Annotated in this window: 17 protein-coding genes, 1 tRNA gene and 5 pseudogenes; 12 read left to right on the forward strand and 11 right to left on the reverse strand. The window is 60.2% G+C overall.

Annotation, left to right across the window (positions count from 1 at the left end; translation table 11 throughout):
- Positions 1 to 73 precede the first annotated feature (73 nt).
- The 5 genes from QNJ43_RS07895 to aat all read left to right on the forward strand — a co-directional run bounded on the left by QNJ43_RS07895 (position 74) and on the right by aat (position 4,523).
- Positions 74 to 859 (forward strand): DsbA family protein, encoded by a 786-nt coding sequence (locus QNJ43_RS07895; RefSeq protein WP_300468852.1) that lies wholly within the window; start codon positions 74 to 76, stop codon positions 857 to 859.
- A 487-nt stretch (positions 860 to 1,346) separates the two neighbouring features.
- A complete protein-coding gene (gene aroQ / locus QNJ43_RS07900) occupies positions 1,347 to 1,787 on the forward strand; it encodes a type II 3-dehydroquinate dehydratase (RefSeq protein WP_300468854.1) in 441 nt (146 codons plus the stop codon).
- 31 nt (positions 1,788 to 1,818) lie between these two features.
- Entirely contained in the window at positions 1,819 to 2,289 is a 471-nt protein-coding gene (gene accB, locus QNJ43_RS07905) for an acetyl-CoA carboxylase biotin carboxyl carrier protein (protein ID WP_300468856.1), read from the forward strand.
- A gap of 9 nt (positions 2,290 to 2,298) precedes the next feature.
- Positions 2,299 to 3,651, forward strand: a complete 1,353-nt coding sequence (gene accC, locus QNJ43_RS07910) for an acetyl-CoA carboxylase biotin carboxylase subunit (protein WP_300468858.1) — start codon at positions 2,299 to 2,301, stop codon at positions 3,649 to 3,651.
- 182 nt (positions 3,652 to 3,833) lie between these two features.
- Positions 3,834 to 4,523, forward strand: coding sequence for a leucyl/phenylalanyl-tRNA--protein transferase (gene aat, locus QNJ43_RS07915; protein WP_300468860.1), 690 nt, complete (start codon positions 3,834 to 3,836; stop codon positions 4,521 to 4,523).
- Between the two features lie 74 nt (positions 4,524 to 4,597).
- Here aat and QNJ43_RS07920 read toward each other — a convergent pair whose 3' ends face one another.
- From QNJ43_RS07920 to QNJ43_RS07955, 8 genes and pseudogenes are all read right to left on the reverse strand, one after another.
- Complete coding sequence (locus QNJ43_RS07920; RefSeq protein ID WP_300468862.1) at positions 4,598 to 5,128, reverse strand: DUF2155 domain-containing protein; 531 nt, start codon at positions 5,126 to 5,128, stop codon at positions 4,598 to 4,600.
- Positions 5,129 to 5,272: 144 nt separating this feature from the next.
- On the reverse strand, positions 5,273 to 8,128 hold the full coding sequence (locus QNJ43_RS07925) for a valine--tRNA ligase (protein WP_300468864.1): 2,856 nt from the start codon (positions 8,126 to 8,128) through the stop codon (positions 5,273 to 5,275).
- Positions 8,129 to 8,316: 188 nt separating this feature from the next.
- Positions 8,317 to 9,075, reverse strand: a pseudogene (locus QNJ43_RS07930) (DUF2497 domain-containing protein).
- Positions 9,076 to 9,397: 322 nt separating this feature from the next.
- Complete coding sequence (locus tag QNJ43_RS07935; protein WP_300468866.1) at positions 9,398 to 9,607, reverse strand: hypothetical protein; 210 nt, start codon at positions 9,605 to 9,607, stop codon at positions 9,398 to 9,400.
- 67 nt (positions 9,608 to 9,674) lie between these two features.
- A complete protein-coding gene (locus tag QNJ43_RS07940; RefSeq protein WP_300468868.1) occupies positions 9,675 to 10,067 on the reverse strand; it encodes a TolC family protein in 393 nt (130 codons plus the stop codon).
- A gap of 124 nt (positions 10,068 to 10,191) precedes the next feature.
- Positions 10,192 to 10,401: pseudogene (locus QNJ43_RS07945) on the reverse strand (TolC family protein); the annotation flags it as partial.
- On the reverse strand, positions 10,398 to 10,775 hold the full coding sequence (locus tag QNJ43_RS07950; RefSeq protein ID WP_300468870.1) for a TolC family protein: 378 nt from the start codon (positions 10,773 to 10,775) through the stop codon (positions 10,398 to 10,400). The pseudogene QNJ43_RS07945 and the gene QNJ43_RS07950, both read right to left, overlap by 4 nt.
- Positions 10,776 to 11,228: 453 nt before the next feature.
- Positions 11,229 to 11,900 (reverse strand): protein-L-isoaspartate O-methyltransferase, encoded by a 672-nt coding sequence (locus QNJ43_RS07955; protein WP_300468872.1) that lies wholly within the window; start codon positions 11,898 to 11,900, stop codon positions 11,229 to 11,231.
- Positions 11,901 to 12,172: 272 nt separating this feature from the next.
- On the opposite strand from QNJ43_RS07955, the gene QNJ43_RS07960 reads away from it, so the two are divergent.
- From QNJ43_RS07960 to QNJ43_RS07985, 6 genes and pseudogenes are all read left to right on the forward strand, one after another.
- A tRNA-Cys gene (locus QNJ43_RS07960) sits at positions 12,173 to 12,246 on the forward strand.
- Between the two features lie 491 nt (positions 12,247 to 12,737).
- Entirely contained in the window at positions 12,738 to 13,187 is a 450-nt protein-coding gene (locus QNJ43_RS07965) for a hypothetical protein (RefSeq protein WP_300468874.1), read from the forward strand.
- A gap of 1 nt (position 13,188) precedes the next feature.
- On the forward strand, positions 13,189 to 13,752 hold the full coding sequence (locus QNJ43_RS07970) for an aminotransferase class I/II-fold pyridoxal phosphate-dependent enzyme (RefSeq protein ID WP_300469046.1): 564 nt from the start codon (positions 13,189 to 13,191) through the stop codon (positions 13,750 to 13,752).
- A 51-nt stretch (positions 13,753 to 13,803) separates the two neighbouring features.
- Positions 13,804 to 14,743: pseudogene (gene cbiB, locus QNJ43_RS07975) on the forward strand (adenosylcobinamide-phosphate synthase CbiB).
- A pseudogene (locus tag QNJ43_RS07980) lies at positions 14,683 to 15,132 on the forward strand (DUF938 domain-containing protein); the annotation flags it as partial. The pseudogenes cbiB and QNJ43_RS07980, both read left to right, overlap by 61 nt.
- 16 nt (positions 15,133 to 15,148) lie before the next feature.
- Entirely contained in the window at positions 15,149 to 15,385 is a 237-nt protein-coding gene (locus QNJ43_RS07985) for a DUF938 domain-containing protein (protein WP_300468876.1), read from the forward strand.
- Between the two features lie 20 nt (positions 15,386 to 15,405).
- Here QNJ43_RS07985 and QNJ43_RS07990 read toward each other — a convergent pair.
- Positions 15,406 to 16,846, reverse strand: a pseudogene (locus QNJ43_RS07990) (cobyric acid synthase).
- The gene (locus QNJ43_RS07995) at positions 16,843 to 17,097 is read right to left on the reverse strand and encodes a YrhK family protein (protein WP_300468878.1); all 255 of its coding nucleotides are present in this window, start codon (positions 17,095 to 17,097) and stop codon (positions 16,843 to 16,845) included. The pseudogene QNJ43_RS07990 and the gene QNJ43_RS07995 overlap by 4 nt, the downstream one beginning before the upstream one ends.
- A 422-nt stretch (positions 17,098 to 17,519) precedes the next feature.
- Between QNJ43_RS07995 and QNJ43_RS08000 the strand changes: the two genes are divergently transcribed.
- Positions 17,520 to 17,843, forward strand: a complete 324-nt coding sequence (locus QNJ43_RS08000) for a hypothetical protein (protein WP_300468880.1) — start codon at positions 17,520 to 17,522, stop codon at positions 17,841 to 17,843.
- Between the two features lie 52 nt (positions 17,844 to 17,895).
- Here QNJ43_RS08000 and cobO read toward each other — a convergent pair whose 3' ends face one another.
- Complete coding sequence (gene cobO, locus QNJ43_RS08005; RefSeq protein ID WP_300468883.1) at positions 17,896 to 18,522, reverse strand: cob(I)yrinic acid a,c-diamide adenosyltransferase; 627 nt, start codon at positions 18,520 to 18,522, stop codon at positions 17,896 to 17,898.
- Positions 18,523 to 18,609 lie beyond the last annotated feature (87 nt).

Raw genomic sequence — 18,609 nt, forward strand, 5'->3', positions numbered from 1 at the left:
GCTTCGGTCGGCTCGCAATCGTCAACGGCAGGACTCCAACAGGGCCAACGCCCACTAGGAAAGAAACACGACCATGATCACCACCGGCCGTCTCGTGGCCTTCGTTGCTGGCATCATCTTCGCCGCCGCCGCCTCGCTGCTCACCATCAATGCCATGCGCAGCCAGCCGTCTCCGGCAGACGTGGCGTCCCAGCCCGCAAACGGCGATTTCATCCGGACCTATCTGCTGAAAAATCCGGAAATCATCCGGGACGCCCTCTTCGAGCTTGAGCGCCGCAAGGCGGAAGCTGAACAGAAGGAGCGCTTCGCGACGATCGACCAAAACAAGTCGATCCTGTTCGATTCGACCCGTCAGGCCGTTCTCGGCAATCCGAAGGGCGACGTCACGCTGGTGGAGTTTTTCGATTACAACTGCGGTTATTGCAAGCGGGTGCTTGGCGACATGAACCGTCTGATCGACGAATATCCGAACCTTCGCATCGTCCTGAAGGAATTTCCGGTTCTCGGTCAGGGCTCGGTTGAAGCCGCGCAGGTGGCGACCGCCGTCAACATGATCGCCCCGGAGAAGTACGACGCGTTTCATCAGGCGCTTCTGACCACCAAGGGACGCGCCAACGGCGCGAAGGCGATTGCGGTCACCGAGCAGATCGGCATCGACCAGGCGGCCCTGACCAAGGCTCTCAAGGATCCGGAAATCGGCGCCACGCTCGACGAATCGTATGGCCTTGCGAAGTCGCTCGAACTTACCGGCACGCCGTCCTACGTCATTGGCGAAGAAATCGTTTTCGGCGCTGTGGGTTATGACGAACTGAAGACCAAGATCGACGACATTCGGGCCTGCGGCTCCACATCCTGCTGATCCTGGTATTTTCGATATTAAGGAAGGCGGCGCAGGCGATATATCGACGCTCCGCGCCGCTTTCCTCCTCTTCAGGTTTCAAGATCACAAACCTTGGATTTTTGATTGAAACTTCCGCCAAATTATTGATTTAAAGTAATTTCTATATACTCTTGCCCGCGCTCAACATGCTGTGGGAGCATGGATCTGGAGCGCAAGCACAATCCGAAAACATCGTGTTTCCCGTATTCGGGTCCGTCGCAGATACGGCGAGATTTGTAGCCGGGAGGTGCGGCTGGCGCGTTTCAGGTCCTGCTTTTTTGCGCTACCGTTCACATGAAGGCTGACTTAAACGCGCGGGGGGTTTTCCTGCCCCTTGTGACCCAATATAAGGGGCAAACCGCGGCGTCGCCCGGCGCTTTGATATCCGGGACGCGCACAGTCAGCGAAACTCAGGACCGTCAGTCCCTCGCAGCATCGTCGGACGGGTCATTGTGGCGGAAGGCCTATGGCTTCACCCATCTTCGTTCTGAACGGACCGAACCTCAATCGGCTCGGCACGCGCGAACCGGAAATCTACGGGCGCCTGACGTTCTCCGACATCGAACGCCTGTGCAAGGACACGGCGGAAGATATCGGGTTCGAGCTGGAATTCCGCCAGACGAATTTCGAAGGCATGCTGGTCGAATGGATCCAGGAAGCCGGGGATCTGGCGCAGGGGCTGGTCATCAACCCCGCCGCCTACACCCACACTTCAGTGGCCATTCGCGACGCCATCATGACGGCCGATATACCCACTATCGAAGTGCACCTGAGCAACATCTTCACACGGGACGCATTTCGCCATCATTCCTTCGTATCACCAGTAGCCTATGGCGTAATCTGCGGATTCGGCGCCACTGGCTATCGATTGGCGATCGAAGTCCTCTCCGAAGTTATCCGGGCCTGAAAAGGGCAGCCGGTCTGAAACGAAAAGAAATATGTCAAGCAAAAATAAACCGATTGACCACGATCTGATCCGCCAACTCGCGACCCTGCTCGACGAGACCAATCTTTCGGAGATTGAGGTGGAGCAGGACGATCTGCGCATTCGTGTAGCGCGGCAGCTTTCCATCACCGCTCCTGTTGCGGCTCAGGCCGCTCCGGCGCCCGTTGCCGCCGCGCCGCAATCTGCGGGTGGCGAGGTTGTAGGCGCGGCGGCCGATCCTGCCAACCGTCCGGGCGTCATCCCCTCCCCGATGGTCGGCACGGCCTATCTTGCTCCGGAGCCGGGCGCGCGGCCGTTTGTCGATGTCGGTGAGACGGTACGTGCCGGACAGACGGTCATGATCGTCGAGGCGATGAAAACCATGAACCAGATCTCCGCTCCCAAGGCGGGTACGGTCAAGGAGATCCTGGTGGAAGACGGTCAGCCGGTCGAATTTGGCGAGCCGCTGCTGGTCATCGAATAGGCAGGGTTCATGTTCAGCAAGATCCTCATCGCCAATCGCGGCGAAATAGCCCTGCGCATTCTGCGCGCGGCGAAGGAACTGGGTATTGCCACCGTCGCTGTGCACTCCACCGCCGACGCCGACGCCATGCATGTGCGTCTGGCCGACGAAAGCGTGTGTATCGGCCCGCCTCTGGCGCGCGACAGTTATCTCAACATCCCCAACCTCATGGCGGCGTGCGAGATCACCGGCGCGGACGCGGTACACCCCGGTTATGGCTTCCTTTCGGAAAAGGCCCGCTTTGCGGAAATCCTGGAAGCCCACAAGATCGGCTTCATCGGTCCGTCTTCGGAACATATCCGCATCATGGGCGACAAGATCGAGGCCAAGCAGACGGTCAAGCGTCTGGGCATTCCGGTTGTCTCCGGCTCCGACGACGGCGTTACCGACGTCAAGGAAGCCAAGCGCATCGGCGCAGAGATCGGCTATCCGGTGCTGATCAAGGCTGCCGCCGGCGGCGGCGGTCGCGGCATGAAGGTGGCCAAGTCCGAAGACGATCTGGAAGAAGCCTTCCATTCCGCCCGTTCGGAAGCCCGCAACGCCTTCGGCGATGACGCTGTCTACATGGAAAAGTACCTGGAGAAGCCTCGGCATATCGAGATCCAGGTGCTGGGCGACGGTCAGGGCAATGCGGTGCACCTGGGTGAACGCGATTGCTCGCTGCAGCGCCGCCACCAGAAGGTGCTTGAGGAAGCGACCTCACCCGCCCTCAATGACGAGCAGCGCAACCGCATCGGTGGCCTTGTCGCCAAGGCTATGGCGGAGCTGAAATATTCCGGCGTCGGAACGATCGAGTTCCTGTATGAGAACGGCGAGTTCTATTTCATCGAAATGAACACCCGTCTTCAGGTGGAGCACCCGGTCACGGAGATGATCACCCGCATCGATCTGGTCAACGAGCAGATTCGGATCGCGTCGGGTGCGGAATTGTCCATGAAGCAGGAGAATATCCATCTCTCCGGCCACGCCATCGAGTGCCGTATCAACGCCGAGCACCCGCGCACCTTCGCGCCCTCGCCCGGCAAGATCACGTACTACCATCCGCCCGGAGGTCTGGGCGTGCGCGTCGATTCCGGCGTCTATGCGGGCTATTCCATCCCGCCGAACTACGACAGTCTGATCGGCAAGCTGATCGTGCACGGTCGCAATCGTGTGGAATGCATGATGCGTCTGCGCCGGTGCCTCGACGAGTTCGTCATTGACGGTATCGAGACGACGATCCCGCTTTTCCGCGATCTCGTGGACAATCAGGACATCGCCAATGGTATGTACGACATCCACTGGCTGGAAAAGTACCTGGCGAACAAGTCGGCTGACGAATAGACAGCCGCCAAGATTAAGGCAGGGACCGCGCCACGCGTGATCCCGCCTGTAATTCCCTTAAGGCAGGCGGAGAAATTTGACCGCGGCCTGCTTCAAACGACGATTTCGGCTGGTCTTATTGCGGCTGGCGACCTACTTAAAGATTGAGTGATACTTCCTCATCTCGAGTCACATAGCCTCTCATGGCATTGCATGACGATTCTCCGCAGCTCCAGATAACCCCACAGGTGCTTTTGAAAGCGTATGCCTGCGGGATCTTTCCCATGGCGGAGTCGGCGGAAAGCCAGGAACTCCACTGGATCGAGCCGACCTGGCGCGGCATCCTCCCGCTGCATACTTTCCATGTACCCCGCAGACTTAAGCGTACCGTTCGCTCCGATCATTTCGAGGTCGTGATCGATACCAATTTCGATGCCGTTCTGGACGGTTGCGCCGCGCCCGGCCCCGGACGACAGAAGACATGGATCAATGCGCCGATCCGCAAGCTCTGCGGCGAGCTATTCTGTCTTGGCCATTGTCATACGGTGGAATGCTGGCGCGAAGGTCAGCTTGTCGGCGGGCTCTACGGCATCGAGCTGGGCGGCGCCTTTTTCGGCGAGAGCATATTTTCGCGCGAACGCGACGCCTCAAAGGTTGCGCTCGTCCATCTGGTCGCACGTCTGAAAGCCGGCGGCTTTTCTCTGCTCGATACGCAGTTCGTCACCGAACATCTGATGACCTTCGGCGCGGTGGAAATTTCCAGGTACAATTATTCGATGCTGCTGGATCAGGCCGTCATGAACGATGCCGCGAGCTTCTATGCCGTGCCGAACCGTATGATCGGTGTCGAGGCGCTGGCCACGCTGGAAACCAGAACGACTCATCACCTCTGATCCGCCTTCGTTCCTGATCCTTGCATCAAATGCAAAACCGGCGCCGTCCTGGTGAACGACGCCGGTTTGATCTGTTACGGCTCAAGTTGAGGTTTTTCGCGCGGAATGTTCGGCGGCGGCGCGTTCGGGTCGCGCGGAGCGTTGCCCAGCGGATCGTCGGGGGCAACCTTCTCGATCACCGGCGGTCCGTCATAATTGTCCGGCGGCGGCACGTTGGAGGACTGCTTGCAGTCTGTCAGCCACACGTCATAGACGGGATGCTCGACCGCATGCAGACCGGGACTTGCCGCAAACATCCAGCCGGTGAAGATCCGGCGGACCTTCTTGTCGAACGTCACCTCGTCCACTTCAACGAATGCATCGGTTTGAGGCTGTTCCGTCGGCGGGCGCGAGTAGCACGCGCGCGGGGTAACCTGCAGCGCGCCGAACTGAACCTTTTCGCCGATATAGACATCGAACGAAATGATCCGGCCGGTGATCTTGTCGAGACCGGCGAACTCCGCCACCGGATTGGTGATCCGCTCCGCATGAACGGGTCCGGCGGCCACCGTAAAGACGCTCGCGATAAGGGGCGCCGCCAAACGACCTATCCTGCCAATCGTCATATTTTCTCCCGCGACCGTCTTTGCCGGTTGAGTTCCTGCGATTCGCGCATGGTGTAGCATCATCCCCGGCTAGGAAAATGGCAGCCTTGGGAACAATCCGAAATCGGTAGTTCCCCGAAGGCCGGGGAACCGCCGAACTCGGTCTTATCCCATCTGCGAAAGCCGGGCTTCGGCCTGCTCGACCTTGCCGCGCAGCTCAACGAACTCCGCCCGCTTTTCCTTTTCGCTCTCGACCATCTTGGCGGGTGTCTTTTCGACGAATTTCGGATTGGCGAGCTTCTTGTCGATTCGCGCGATTTCTCCGTCCAGCCGACCGCGCTCCTTGGCGAGCCGGGTCTTCTCCACGTCGAGATCGATCACCCCGGCCAGCGGCAGACACAAGGTCACGGTTTCCAGAACGATCTGCGCCGAGTCCTTGGGGGCGGTATCGGCATGTTCGATCTTTTCCACCCGCGCCAGACGCATGATCGCCGCTTCATTGGTGGCAAGCCGCGTCTTGGTCTCCTCGTCTGCACCGACGACGATGAGTGACAGGGTCGCACCTCCGGGCACGTTCATTTCCGCGCGAACCGAACGGATATGCGTGATGAGGTCGATCAGCCAGTTGATCTCCTCAGCGCTGTCGTCATCAAGCGGTGAGAGTTCCGGCCAGGGCGCGAGCGCGAGAAGTCCGGCACGCGCCGGCCCCTCCTCACCCGTGCGGGCCCACAGCTCTTCGGTCAGGAAGGGCATGAAGGGATGGAGGAGCTTCAGGATCTCGTCGACGACCCAGGCAGCGGTTGCGCGTGTTTCCGCCTTGGCGGCTTCGTCGTCGCCGGACAGAACGGGCTTAGCAACCTCGATGTACCAGTCGCAGAACGTGTTCCAGACGAAGCGGTAAATGCCGTTCGCCCCGTCATTGAAGTGATAGGCCTTGATCGCGTCCGTGACGTCGGCTGCGCACCGCGCCGTTTCCGTGACAATCCAGCGGTTGAGCGTTCCCTTCGTGGCAGTCGGGTCGAACCCGTCCACGCGCACGCATTCGTTCATCTGCAGGAAGCGCATCGCGTTCCACAGCTTCGTCGCGAAGTTGCGGTATCCGGCCACCCGGCTCGTGGCCAGCTTGATGTCGCGGCCCTGGGCCGCCATTGCCGCCAGCGTGAAGCGCAGAGCATCCGCACCGTATTCGTCGATGAGGGTGAGCGGATCGATGACGTTGCCTTTCGACTTCGACATCTTCGCACCCTTCTCGTCGCGCACGAGAGCGTGGATGTAGATGTCGGCGAAGGGCTCCTTGTCCATGAAGTGCAACCCCATCATCATCATCCGGGCGACCCAAAAGAAGATGATGTCGAGGCCCGTCACCAGCACGCTGGTGGGATAATAGCGCTTCACTTCCGGCGTATCGTCCGGCCAGCCGAGCGTTGAGAACGGCCACAGCGCAGAGGAGAACCAGGTGTCTAGCACGTCCTCGTCGCGAACGAGGTCAACCTTCTTGCCGTAATGCTTCTCGGCAAGCTCGCCCGCCTCGTCCTTGTTGTAGGCGACGAAGACCTCTCCGTCCGGGCCGTACCAGGCCGGGATCTGATGGCCCCACCAGAGCTGGCGCGAAATGCACCAGGGCTCGATGTTCTCCATCCATTCGAAATAGGTCTTTTCCCAGTTCTTCGGCACGAACTTCGTGCGGCCTTCGCGCACGGAAGCGATGGCCGGCTGGGCCAGCGTCTTGGCGTCGGCAAACCACTGGTCGGTCAGCATCGGCTCGATGACTTCGTGCGAGCGGTCGCCGAAGGGCTGCATGACCTTCTTGTTCTCGACGAGCGGCACGTCGTTGCCTTCCTCGTCCTTGACCGTAACGGCGAGACCGTCCGCGTTGATCGCGGCGATGATCTTTTCGCGCGCCTCGTAGCGATCGAGACCGCGATATTCATCCGGCACCAGGTTGATCGCATCGACCTCGGATTCGGAAGGAAGCTCGCCGTAGGCGACGATCGCCTTGGCCTTTGCCACACACTCGGCGTAGGCGGGATCGTCGGTGCGCATGGCAGCCTTCTCGTCCATCAGGCGATAGAGCGGGATATTGTTGCGGCGGGCGACCTGATAGTCGTTGAAGTCGTGCGCTCCGGTGATCTTCACCGCACCGGAGCCGAAGTCCGGATCGGGATACTCATCCTGGATAATCGGGATCAGGCGGCGGTATTCCTTCGGCCCGACCGGGATCTCGCACAACTTGCCGACGATCGGCGCATAGCGCTCGTCAGAGGGATGCACGGCAACCGCGCCATCACCCAGCATGGTTTCGGGACGCGTCGTGGCGATGGAGATGTAGTCGCGCGTTTCGCGCAGCGTGACGGTGCCGTCCTCGTCCTTCTCCACGTACTCGTAGGTTGCACCTCCGGCCAGTGGGTACTTGAAGTGCCACATGTGGCCGTCGACTTCCGTGTTCTCCACTTCCAGATCGGAGATTGCGGTTTCGAATTTCGGGTCCCAGTTGACCAGATGCTTGCCGCGATAGATCAGGCCTTCGCGGTAAAGCTGGACGAAAACCTTGAGGACCGCCTTCGACAGCCCGTCATCCATTGTGAAGCGCTCGCGCGACCAGTCGCAGGAGGCGCCTAGCCGCTTGAGCTGGTTGAGGATCATGCCGCCGGATTCGGCTTTCCACGTCCAGACCTTCTCAACGAAGGTTTCGCGGCCGATGGCGCGGCCGCCGGGTTCCTGGCGCTGGGCCATCTGGCGTTTCACGACCATCTGCGTTGCGATGCCGGCATGGTCCATGCCCGGCTGCCAGAGAACGTCGTTGCCGCACATCCGGTTGAAGCGGATCAGAATGTCCTGCAGCGTGTTGTTGAGGGCGTGCCCCATGTGGAGCGAGCCGGTTACGTTCGGCGGCGGAATGACGATGCTGTAGGGGTTGGCCCCCGCGCGCGCTCCAGCGCCCGCGCGAAACGCCCCGGCTGTTTCCCAATCCTGCGAAATCCGCGGTTCGGTCGCCGCGGCATCATAAGTTTTATCGAGCATGGAACCCTGTCTCGTCATTCTAGTTGCCGGCGCGCGAAAAGGAGAAGTCAGCGCGCAACGCCGCATTCGCTCGTGTAAATCGGATGGTCGCCGTCAAGTCAACCTGCACGCGGCGTCACAGCCGAAAAGGACCTTAAATGAAAACGCCGCCCGGGCGGGCAGAGCTTGCGAACAGCTTGCGCGAGAGCTTAACGCCTCCGCGTAACCCGCTCGATCTCCTGACGGACCATCCGCTCCACCATAGTCGGCAGATTGTCGTCAAGCCATGCCTTGATCATCGGACGGTGCATTTCACGCACCAGATCGTCAAGGGTGCGCGAATTCGCCGACAGGATCGTGTTGGACAGGCTGGAAAACGCCGAGTTGACCGCGCTGTCGGTCATTTCCGACATGAGATGCGCTTCCGATGTCAAAGACTATACGTCGTCGCGAACAGGCTTGTAGTCGAAGGCGGGTTTGGGCGCAGGCTCGGGCTCGACCGCAGCTTCGGCCATCTCGAAAGCCTCGTCGGCTTCCTCTTCGTCGGAGACGAAGGCCACATCGCCGGTATTAGGTATTTTCCGGAAGCCCTTCCACCATGTCCGGGGCTTCGTCAGCCTCTTCCATGGCCAGGTCTTCGGTCAGCTCAAGGACATCGTCGCCAGCGCCCTCGTCGTCCTCTTCTTCGTCGGACATCGCGGCAGCCATGTCGAAGTCGCAACGTCCTCTTCAGGCTCTGCCTCCATCTCCGGCTCTGCGATTTCTTCTTCTACGTCGAAATCGCCGCCATCGCTGTCGAACAGCTTATCGAGATCGTCCTGGGAGAGATCAGCCGACATATCCGGTTCTTCTACCGCCGCACTTGCCTCGGCGTTGTCCTGAGGCGCGTCATCATCGGAGATAATCCGGCGAATCGATGCCAGGATTTCCTCCATCGAGGGTTCCTCCGCCTGCCCGGCTTTCGCTATTTTACCCCTCACCAACTTGTTCTAGCAGGATCGCAAACCAGAACATCGACGTCCGGCTCTACGCAATTATACCGCGTCAACTGACCAAACAGAACCGAAACGCTTGAGTTACGCGACGATTCTCAACCGCTTGACTATAACGATTCTTTAACCAGTTCGGAAATTCCGGTCATTGCTATTGGAATCTTCCCCCGATTTACCGAAACAATTCGGCCCGGTGCTTGCACATGATCGGATGTATTTTCGGAATGGCGGTTCTTCGTAGAAGTACTCATCCCTTGCAGAACCGCACTTCAAACCACGACAACAGACGGGAGCTGCCTCAGCGCCCGTCCGGAGTACGCAGACCGAACCATTTGTCCCGCACCGCCTCATAATGCTTCTGCGGCTTATAGGCTGCGACATGAAGACCGAGATCCTGCGCGGTCAGACGTCCGACGGCGGAGACGAGGGAGAACGCGGCGACAACGCTGTCACGCTGCGCGGTGACAAGCGTGGACTTGGCGTCGATCAGTTCGTTCTGTGCGTTCAACACGTCCGGTGTGGTCTGCTGGCCGACGCGCTACTCCTCGATGACACCGTTCAACGAGAGCTGGGCCTCATCGACCTGTGCGTGCGCAGCCGTCACAGAAGCTTCCGCTGCCTGATAGTTGCCCCAGGCAGCCACGATCGAGGCCCGCACGCTGTCGCGTGCGGAATCCAGAAGGAGATCCCCGTGCGTTGCCGAGCTCTTCCTTGGCCTGTCGGACCTGCGAGGACACCTGCCCGCCCTGATAGAGCGGCACCGACACCCGCCCGACAATGGAAGCGCTGTCCGCATAGTCGTAGCTGGTCGTCGTCGAGGGGTTCCAGATACGGCCGACATTGCCTTCCACCGTGACGGTCGGGAGCATGTTGCCCTCCAGAACCTTCACGTTGAACTGGGCCGCATCGATATTGAACTGGGCGGCGATGATGTCGGGATGGTTGTCCGGCACCGGCTGCGAGTGCATCTTTCAGATTATGCGGCAGTATGGAGCTGATATTCGTGCGCGGCATTATCCGGCCCGGCTCCACGCCGATGACCTGCCGGAAGACAGCACGGTCGGCGTTGAGATTGGCGAGCGCCAGATTGAGCTGGGACTGGGCGGCGGCCAGACGAGCGTCCGCCTGGGCGATATCCGTGCGCGTTCCTTCGCCGACCTCGAAGCAGTCCTTCGCAGCCCGCACCTGCTCTCCGAGGAACTTGATGTTCGACCGGTTGAGCGAAACGATCGCGGTGTCGCGGATCACGTTCATGTAGAACTGCGCCGCCGAGAGCATGACGCTCTGCTCGGACGAGGTCAGCGAGGTGCGCGGAGCCTTGACGAGGGTTTCTGTCTGCCGAGTGCTGTGACGGTTCGAAAGCCGCGGAAGACCGCCTGCTGGATCCGTAGCCCAACGGTCGCGGTGTTGTAATAAAGCTCTCCGCCCGGCTTGAAGCTGTAAGAGGTGTGGCCAGCACTGAGATTGGCGAAAATCTGCGGACGCCAACTCGAAAGCGCCTGGTTCACGCCTTCGTTGGTGGCGTGCAACTGTGCCCGGGCCGCATTCAGCGAGGGATTGTTCGAATAGGCCATGGCCGGCGCATCGCTGATCGACTGCGCTTGTTGTGCTCCGGCTGCGAAAAAGAACACGGTGGAAGCTGCCGCCAGAGCGACGGCCGAAGTACGAATGGTCATTACGCCACGCCTCATTGTCGCACGGCCCCTGTTCGTCCCGCCTTCGCCTCCCCCCGAAGGAACGGCATATAACGTAGCGTCATCTGATCTCCCAGAGGCTAGCGCACAGCCGTTACGTTAACGTAACCGTCCCGAGGTCGGGCGCAACTTTTATCCCTATTGGGAAAACAGATTAGGCTGCGAGAGATGACAGTTGAACCCTTGCTTGAGCAACAAGGGGCAAAAAAGAGGGATGAGGCGAAACCGCAACAGCGATTTGAAAGCCAAACCGCGGCATTCTGCCGCCGCGCCGCCCTGCGGCATAGTGGCGCGTATTCGAATGGACCAGAAGGATGCGGGGATAAAACCTTACCCTGCGTCGAATATCCGAAGTCTCGCGCAGGGCTTTCAACGATCGAGAGTCGCCCCGGCCGAAGCCGGGACATGTCGGGAAGCGCCGTTACCGGCGAAACCTCAGAACACGAATTCGGGTGATTTCTCAAATCCCGGCAGCGAGGGCACGCAGGCGTTGAACGAGGCCCGGGTGCTGATCTCGCCTTCCGAACAGACCGTCAGCACGGCTTCCGCCGCACCGCCGCGTCCTCTGACGCAGACGAGACGACCGCCATCTTTGAGCTGTTCCTTGAGAGCGTCCGGGATTTCGTCGACCGCGCCTTCGATCAGGATCACATCGAAGGGGCCTTCGCATGCAAGTCCCTTGGTCGGATCGCCGCTCACGATCGCCGCATTGTCGATCCCCTGCTCCACCAGCTTCTCGCTGGCGGCTTGGGCAAGCGACTCGTCGGCTTCGACGCCCACCACCGAATTGGCGATGCGTGCAAGCATCGCCGTCGCATAGGCGGACGCGCAACCGACCACCAGAACGATGTCGGTGTTGTCGATATCCGCAAGCTGAACGAGTTTTCCGAAAACCTGTGCCGAGATGAGATAGCGGGCAGGACCGTTTTCATCCGCCGGCTTTATCTCAATATCGCCGTCGCTATAGGCGAAGGTGCGTTTGCCTCGGGGGACATAAAGTTCGCGCGGGACGGTGCCCATAGCGTCAAGAATACGATAGTCGGTGATATCGCGGGTACGAAGCTGGTTGTCCACCATACGGCGGCGCTTATCATCGAATTCGCCCATGACGCGTGTCCTGTCCGCTACGTTTTCCTTAGCTCTCCTAGAGGCCCGTGACAAGCATCGCGCCGCCTCCCCCGCCACCCGGTGCCAAAACATCGTCTTAAAATACCGACTATAGAGTAGACTTTTCACCAGGTTTCGTCACAGTCATACCGAACTATCCACTCACCCCCAATTTAGTTTCGCTTGCCCATTGTCGGTAGACGGAAGCTCTGCTAAGCAACCGGACGTCGTCGTCACCTCGCAAAAACGTGATTTGTCGATCGACCCTTCGAGGCTACGTGGCGGAGTGGTGACGCAACGGATTGCAAATCCGTGTACCCCGGTTCGATTCCGGGCGTGGCCTCCAAATTCTTACCTCCCCTTATTCCTCCCATCTTCAAAATTCGCCAGCGATGCGGATCGCTCGTGTATCGAGCGATACAGGCCTGTCACGCGTTCTAATTCCCCCGAACGCACAGGCTGCAATCGCTACCTCTTCCCTTAGGCATATCCGCTGACATGGGCTGCCAGTCGGCGGTTGCACCGGGGGCAATCCTTCCGCAGGCGAATCATGACCACATTGGGAAACCAGACTTTCTTCGGCGATATCCACCCAGGGCTGGTTCCCATTTTGCAATTTTCGCATTTGACATTCGCGATACGTTTTAGCCGTATCGGAGCCGAATCGATCCGGTTCCGTTAATCTCTCCGCAAGCTAATCCTTACGGCCGCGCCGGTCTGTTCGGTCAATTCCGCTCCGAAGATTTCGTTATGGTCGCGAGATAACGTATTCCGTTTTTTGTGCGGCGGTTAAAATAACCGATGCCACGGTCGAAATGATTTCCAAAAGTTGTTCCCATGAATCACGGCGGTAACATCAAGCAGGCGAAGGATCGTTACGGTTTCGTAATAGATGATTGGCTCGACCTCTCCACCGGCATCAATCCCCATGCATGGGGCACCGGAACCCTTGCAAACCTCGTTGTGGAAAACGACCTGACGCGGTTGCTGGATACCGCTTCGCAGCAGCTATTGGTGGATTCGGTCAGTAAAATTTGTCGCGCGCCCGTAACGTTAACGGTTGTGGCAACGCCCGGTACGCAGGCCGGTCTTTCCTGGATGGCGAACCTGGCGCCTGAAGGCGATGCGGCGATCGTCGCGCCGACTTATACGGGCCACCGCGAGGCATGGACGGCGGTCGGACGCCCGTTGCGAAACATCGCCAATCTGAGCGGGGCGGGCGACGCGACCACGGTCATCCTCGTCAATCCCGACAACCCCCGATGGAAGACGGCTTTCGCCGGATGAAATCCTTTCTGCCGCGCGCGATCTCAAGAAGCGCGGTGGCCTGCTGATCGTCGATGAGGCCTTTGCCGACGTGACGCCCGAAATCAGTGTCCTGCCGCATATAGGAGACGAACCCATCGCGGTGCTGCGCTCCTTCGGCAAGTTCTTCGGGCTGGCCGGTCTCCGGCTCGGTTTCATCGCCGCGCAACCGCCTCTTGCGAAGGCTCTTGAGGCATGCTTCGGTTCATGGGCCATATCGGGCCCCGCCCTGTCCATCGGCCGCGCCGCGATTACCGATATCGACTGGCAGATCAACATGCGAGCCCGGTTGCAGCGCGAAGCCGCGGTGCTGGATGACGTTCTCCGGAATGACGGGCTCAAGATCATCGGCGGAACGTCCCTCTTCCGGCTGACGGGCCACCGCGATGCATTTGCGCTGCACTATGCCCTGGCCCAGCGCCGTATCTGGACCCGTCAGTTCGATGATCATTCGACGTGGCTCCGGATCGGCTTGCCCGGATCGAGGGACGCCTGTGTCCGCCTGGCGGACGCACTGGCCGCCGCCCAACGCAACCTTGCAGGCTGAGGACCGGCGCACACGCATGCTCACCTCACCTCTCCCGACGCCTTTGCCGTTCTGGCCCTTGCTCTTGCGCTCGATGCCGTCATCGGCGATCCCCGGAGGCTCTGGCAGCGCCTTCCCCATCCCGTTGTGCTTATTGGGCATCTTATTGGTTTCATCGACAGGCATGCTAACACGCCGGCGTTTAGTGAAGGCACGCGGCGCGCCTTCGGTGGGATCTGCGCCCTCATTCTCTTGTTTGTATGCGGTGGTATCTTTGTATGCGGTGGTATCGACCTTGCGATCGAATGGGGGCTGGCGATGGTTTCCGTTGGCCCGTTCGTTCTTGCCGTTCTGGCCTCGGTGCTGTTGGCGCAGAACAGCCTCGTTCGGCATGTCGCTGCGGTCGCACGGGACTTGAACCGGGACGGAAAGCCGTTTCGATGATCGTCGGACGCGATCCGAGCGTGCTGGATGAAGCGGCCGTGGCACGCGCGGCGATTGAATCCGATGCGGAGAATTTCTCCGACGGTCTTGTGGCGCCCGCCTTCTGGTTCGCGGTTGCGGGGTTGCTGGCTTACAAGGCGTTCAATACGGCGGATTTGATGATCGGACACAAATCACCACGCTACCGGGCATTCGGCGAGGCAGCGGCGCGGTTGGATGATCTCGCCAATTACCTGCCCGCCCGCCTAGCAGGCCTCCTGATCGTGCTGGCGGCTCCCCCTTCGGCAGAGGTTCCCCGAGTGCTGCCTTTCACGTTATGATGCGCGATGCTCGCCGCCTCGCCTCGCCCAATGCGGGATACCCGGAGGCCGCCATGGCGGGGGCTCTGGACCGGGCGCTTGCCGGACCTCGCCAATATGCGGGAGGGGTCACCGAAGGCGATTGGCTGAATCAGGCAGCATCGGCCGATGCAACGGCTGCCGACATTCGCCGGTCCGTCCGGATCACATGGGCCGCGTGGGGCCTTCTGTTTGCCCTCGTACTCGTTATTGCCATCCTGTTGTTTTGAAGAGGAAGCCATGCCGCAGAACACCGATCCATATTGCCGGTTCCGTCGACGTATCGCCGTTTTCGCCCGCGGCTGAAAACAACAAGGAGCCGATCGCCGAGGTCTTGCGCGACGCCTTTGCGGACGCTCATCGGGTTCTGGAGATTGCCAGCGGCACCGGACAGCATGCCGTCCACATAGCCGCTCAACTTCCCGCTCTGACGTGGCAGTCGAGCGATTTGAGCGAAAACCTGCCCGGATTACGGCTGCGCCACGCGCAGGAAGCTCCGGCCAATCTCCTGCCTCCCATCGAGTTCGACATATCTCATCTGCCCTGGCCCGAGACGGGCGCCGATGCGATCTTTGCCGCCAATTGCCTGCATATCGTGTCGTGGCCGCTGGTCGAGGCCTTCTTCGAGGGAGCCGGTGGGACGCTGGCTGCGGGCGGAACGCTCGCCGTTTACGGTCCTTTTCAAATATGGCGGGGATTTCACGACGCAGAGCAATGCCGATTTCGACGCCTTTCTGCGCGAGCGGGATCTGGCGGCAGGCATCCGGGACTTCGAACAGATCGACGCGCTGGCGAAGGCTCAGGGGTTCGAATTCATTCACGATCACGCGATGCCCGCGAACAATCAGCTCCTTGTCTGGCGACACAACTGAACGGGCGGCTGAGTTTTGTTTCAGCGGCTCCTGGAGATCTGCAGGAGCACGTCGAGATCGACCGACCGTTCCAGGTGATCGGCGAGTGCGTCGAGCGCGCGCTCGACCCGGGCTTCATAGCCGAGGTCCGAGGCGCCGCCGAGATTTTCCAGAAACGTTGCCCGGAACACGTCGCTGCCGAACAGACCGTGCAGATAGGTTCCCATCAACCAGACCGTCGGCGGAGATCGCCCCGTCCGGGTGGCACTCGATTTCAATCAGAGGTCGGGCGCAATCGGCACCTGATGTCGTTCCAAGATGGATTTTATAGCCGGAGATTGGCGTGTCCGATGCCATGTGGCGACCGGTAGCCGTGGAAAGCGTCTTGTCCCCGGAAAGCACCGTTTCCACATCGAGCAGGCCGAGGTTTTCGGCAACGCCGGGCGCGCCCTCGACGCCTTGCGGATCGGCAACGTTGCGCCCGAGCATCTGATACCCGCCGCAGATACCGAGCACGGCTCCCCCACGACGGTGATGGGCGGCGAGATCGACATCCCACCCTTGCGCACGGAAGAAAGCGAGATCCGCTACCGTGGATTTCGAACCGTGCAGCAGCACGAGATCGGCATCGCCGGGGAGCGGCTTGCCCGCCTTGACCAGAATGAACTCGACGCCCGCTTCCATTCGCAAGGGATCGAGATCGTCGAAATTGGCGATTCGTCCGATGACGGGAACCGCTACCTTCACCGCACGAGCAGACGGGGCGTTGGCCGTGCTTCCGGTCAATCCCAACACATCCTCGGCAGGTAGGTCGGCCGCGTGCGGAAACCAGGGGATCGTGCCCAGCGCCTGCCAGCCTGTGCGCAGTGAAATATCACCCCGGAACTTGTTGATCAGAAAACCCTTTATCCGACTTCTCTCTTGCGGTTCGAGAACGCAATGGGTTCCGACGAGGGCGGCGATGACACCGCCGCGATCGATATCGCCGATGAGCACGACGGGGACGTCGGCGGCTTCCGCAAAGCCCATATTGGCGATGTCACCGGCACGCAGGTTAGTCTCCGACAGGCTGACTGAGCCCTCCACCAGGAGGAGGTCCGCCTGACCTTCCAGACAGGCGAAGCTCTCCAGAACCTTCGGCAGGAGATCGGCTTTCATGCGTCCGTAGTCCCGGGCCATGGAGGTCGCGATCCGGGCGCCCTGCACTATCACCTGCGCGCCGGTATCGGTCTCGGGCTTCAAGAGAACCGGGTTCATGTGCACGCACGGTTCAACTCCGGCGGCCTTCGCCTGCAAGGCCTGTGCGCGACCGATCTCACCTCCATCGATGGTCACGGCGGCGTTGTTTGATATGTTTTTCGGCTTGAACGGCATGACCTTCAGACCGCGTCGCACGAAGGCGCGCGCCAGACCGGCGACGATCATGCTCTTGCCGACATTCGATTCAGTTCCCTGGATCATCACCGCGGGCGGGCGTGTCATTCCCCGCCCTCACCATCGCTCGGCAATGAGACGAGATGGATTTCCATGGCCAGCCGCACAGCCGGACGCATGGCGAAGAGAACCAACCCGATCACGAAAAACCAGGTGCCCGCGTATTGCAGCGAGTCATAAAAGAAGAAGATGTTTCCCACGATGAAGGCCACGGCCGCCGCGAATTCCACACCCGTCCGAGCCATTTCGTAGCGCGTGGTGGTCAGGGCGTGCACCGGGGGTGAGCGTTCGGTTGTCATGGTCAAAAAGGGTCGGCATGGGGCCTCCGCGGGGTTTTCGTGTCACATGATGGGAGAGAGAGGACCACGCGACGATTTCATATTCAACAGGCCTTCGTATGCCGTTAAGTCAGCGTAAAATGCTCTCCGGATATCTGCCGATAAGCCTCGATGTTTCCACTACTTTTCCACGAAACATACAGAGATGTGGCCGTATCTGTCTTGATTGCCGCCAACTGGAAAGTTAGACGCGCCCTCCTACGCACCACTGACGCGAAATGTCTCATTCGTGCGGGTGCTGCGTCGATCGATCGGGCTGAGCCCATCCGATGCCGACCGTATCCGGTGGCATGTCGATCATCCATCCCCGCACCTCCGGCGGCCGTATGAAGCGGCCCTCGCAGACCGGCGGTTGCATGAGAACGATCCAACGGAGAAGACCAGTGTTCGTTATTTGGTCCGGTTGGGGTATCGCCATCCTTGCCACCGGTTTTGTGGGGGCCTTCATCACGGCCCTTTCCAGTCAGTCGCTCGGCTTTCCGGCTGCTTTCGCCATCGGTTTCGGCCTCACCGCGATCGGCAACTTCCTTCTCGCACGCTGGCGCAACGACCCGTCCCGCACGCGCCAGCTTGTCGATCCGCAGAGTGGTGAGACGGTCATCGTGAAGGGCCGCTCCAGCCTGTTCTTCATCCCCATCGCAGCCTGGACCTACATCGTCCTGGTGCTGCTCGTGGTCCTCGAAGTGATCATGATGGTGGGCAGCTAAATTTCCCGGCCGTCGCGATGCGTTCGATGGCATCGTGACGGCCGAAACCACCTCAGAACTCAATGCCCATCTGCGGCTTCACGCCGGAGCGGAACGGGTGCTTGATTTGGGTTATCTCCGTGACGAGATCGGCGATCTCGATCAGCTCTTCCTTGGCGTTGCGGCCGGTGATGATGACGTGAACATCCTCCGGCTTCTCATCGCGCAGGAAGGCCACGATGTCATCGAGCGGGATGTAGTCGTAGCGCAGCACGATGTTCAGCTCGTCGAGTAGGACGATGCGATACTCGCGTGACGATATCAGCTCCTTGGCCACGTCCCACGCCTGATGGGCGGCCGCGATATCGCGCTGGCGATCCTGCGTCTCCCACGTGAAGCCTTCCCCCATCCGCTTGATGGTGACGAGATCGGAAAAACGCTCCATCGCTTGACGTTCACCCCTCTCGATGCGCCCTTTCACGAACTGCACAACGGCCACTTTCATGCCGTGGCCAAGAGCTCGGAAGATCATTCCGAAACCGGCCGTCGACTTGCCCTTGCCCTTGCCGGCGTGGACGATGAGAAGCCCCTTCTCGATCGTCTTGGTCGACATGATCTTGTCGCGAGTGGCCTTTTTCTTCTTCATTTTTTCCGCGTGACGGGCATCGAATTCCGCCTCGCTCATGTCCTGCTTCGCCATGGCGTCTCTTTGTCGTGTAACGGGGGACCGCTTGTCGCGGCCCTTCCTCTCCTGGTCTCGTATTCCTAGACGGTGCGCACCCGAACG

This window comes from Breoghania sp., from assembly GCF_030066895.1.
Classification (GTDB): Bacteria; Pseudomonadota; Alphaproteobacteria; order Rhizobiales; family Stappiaceae; genus Breoghania.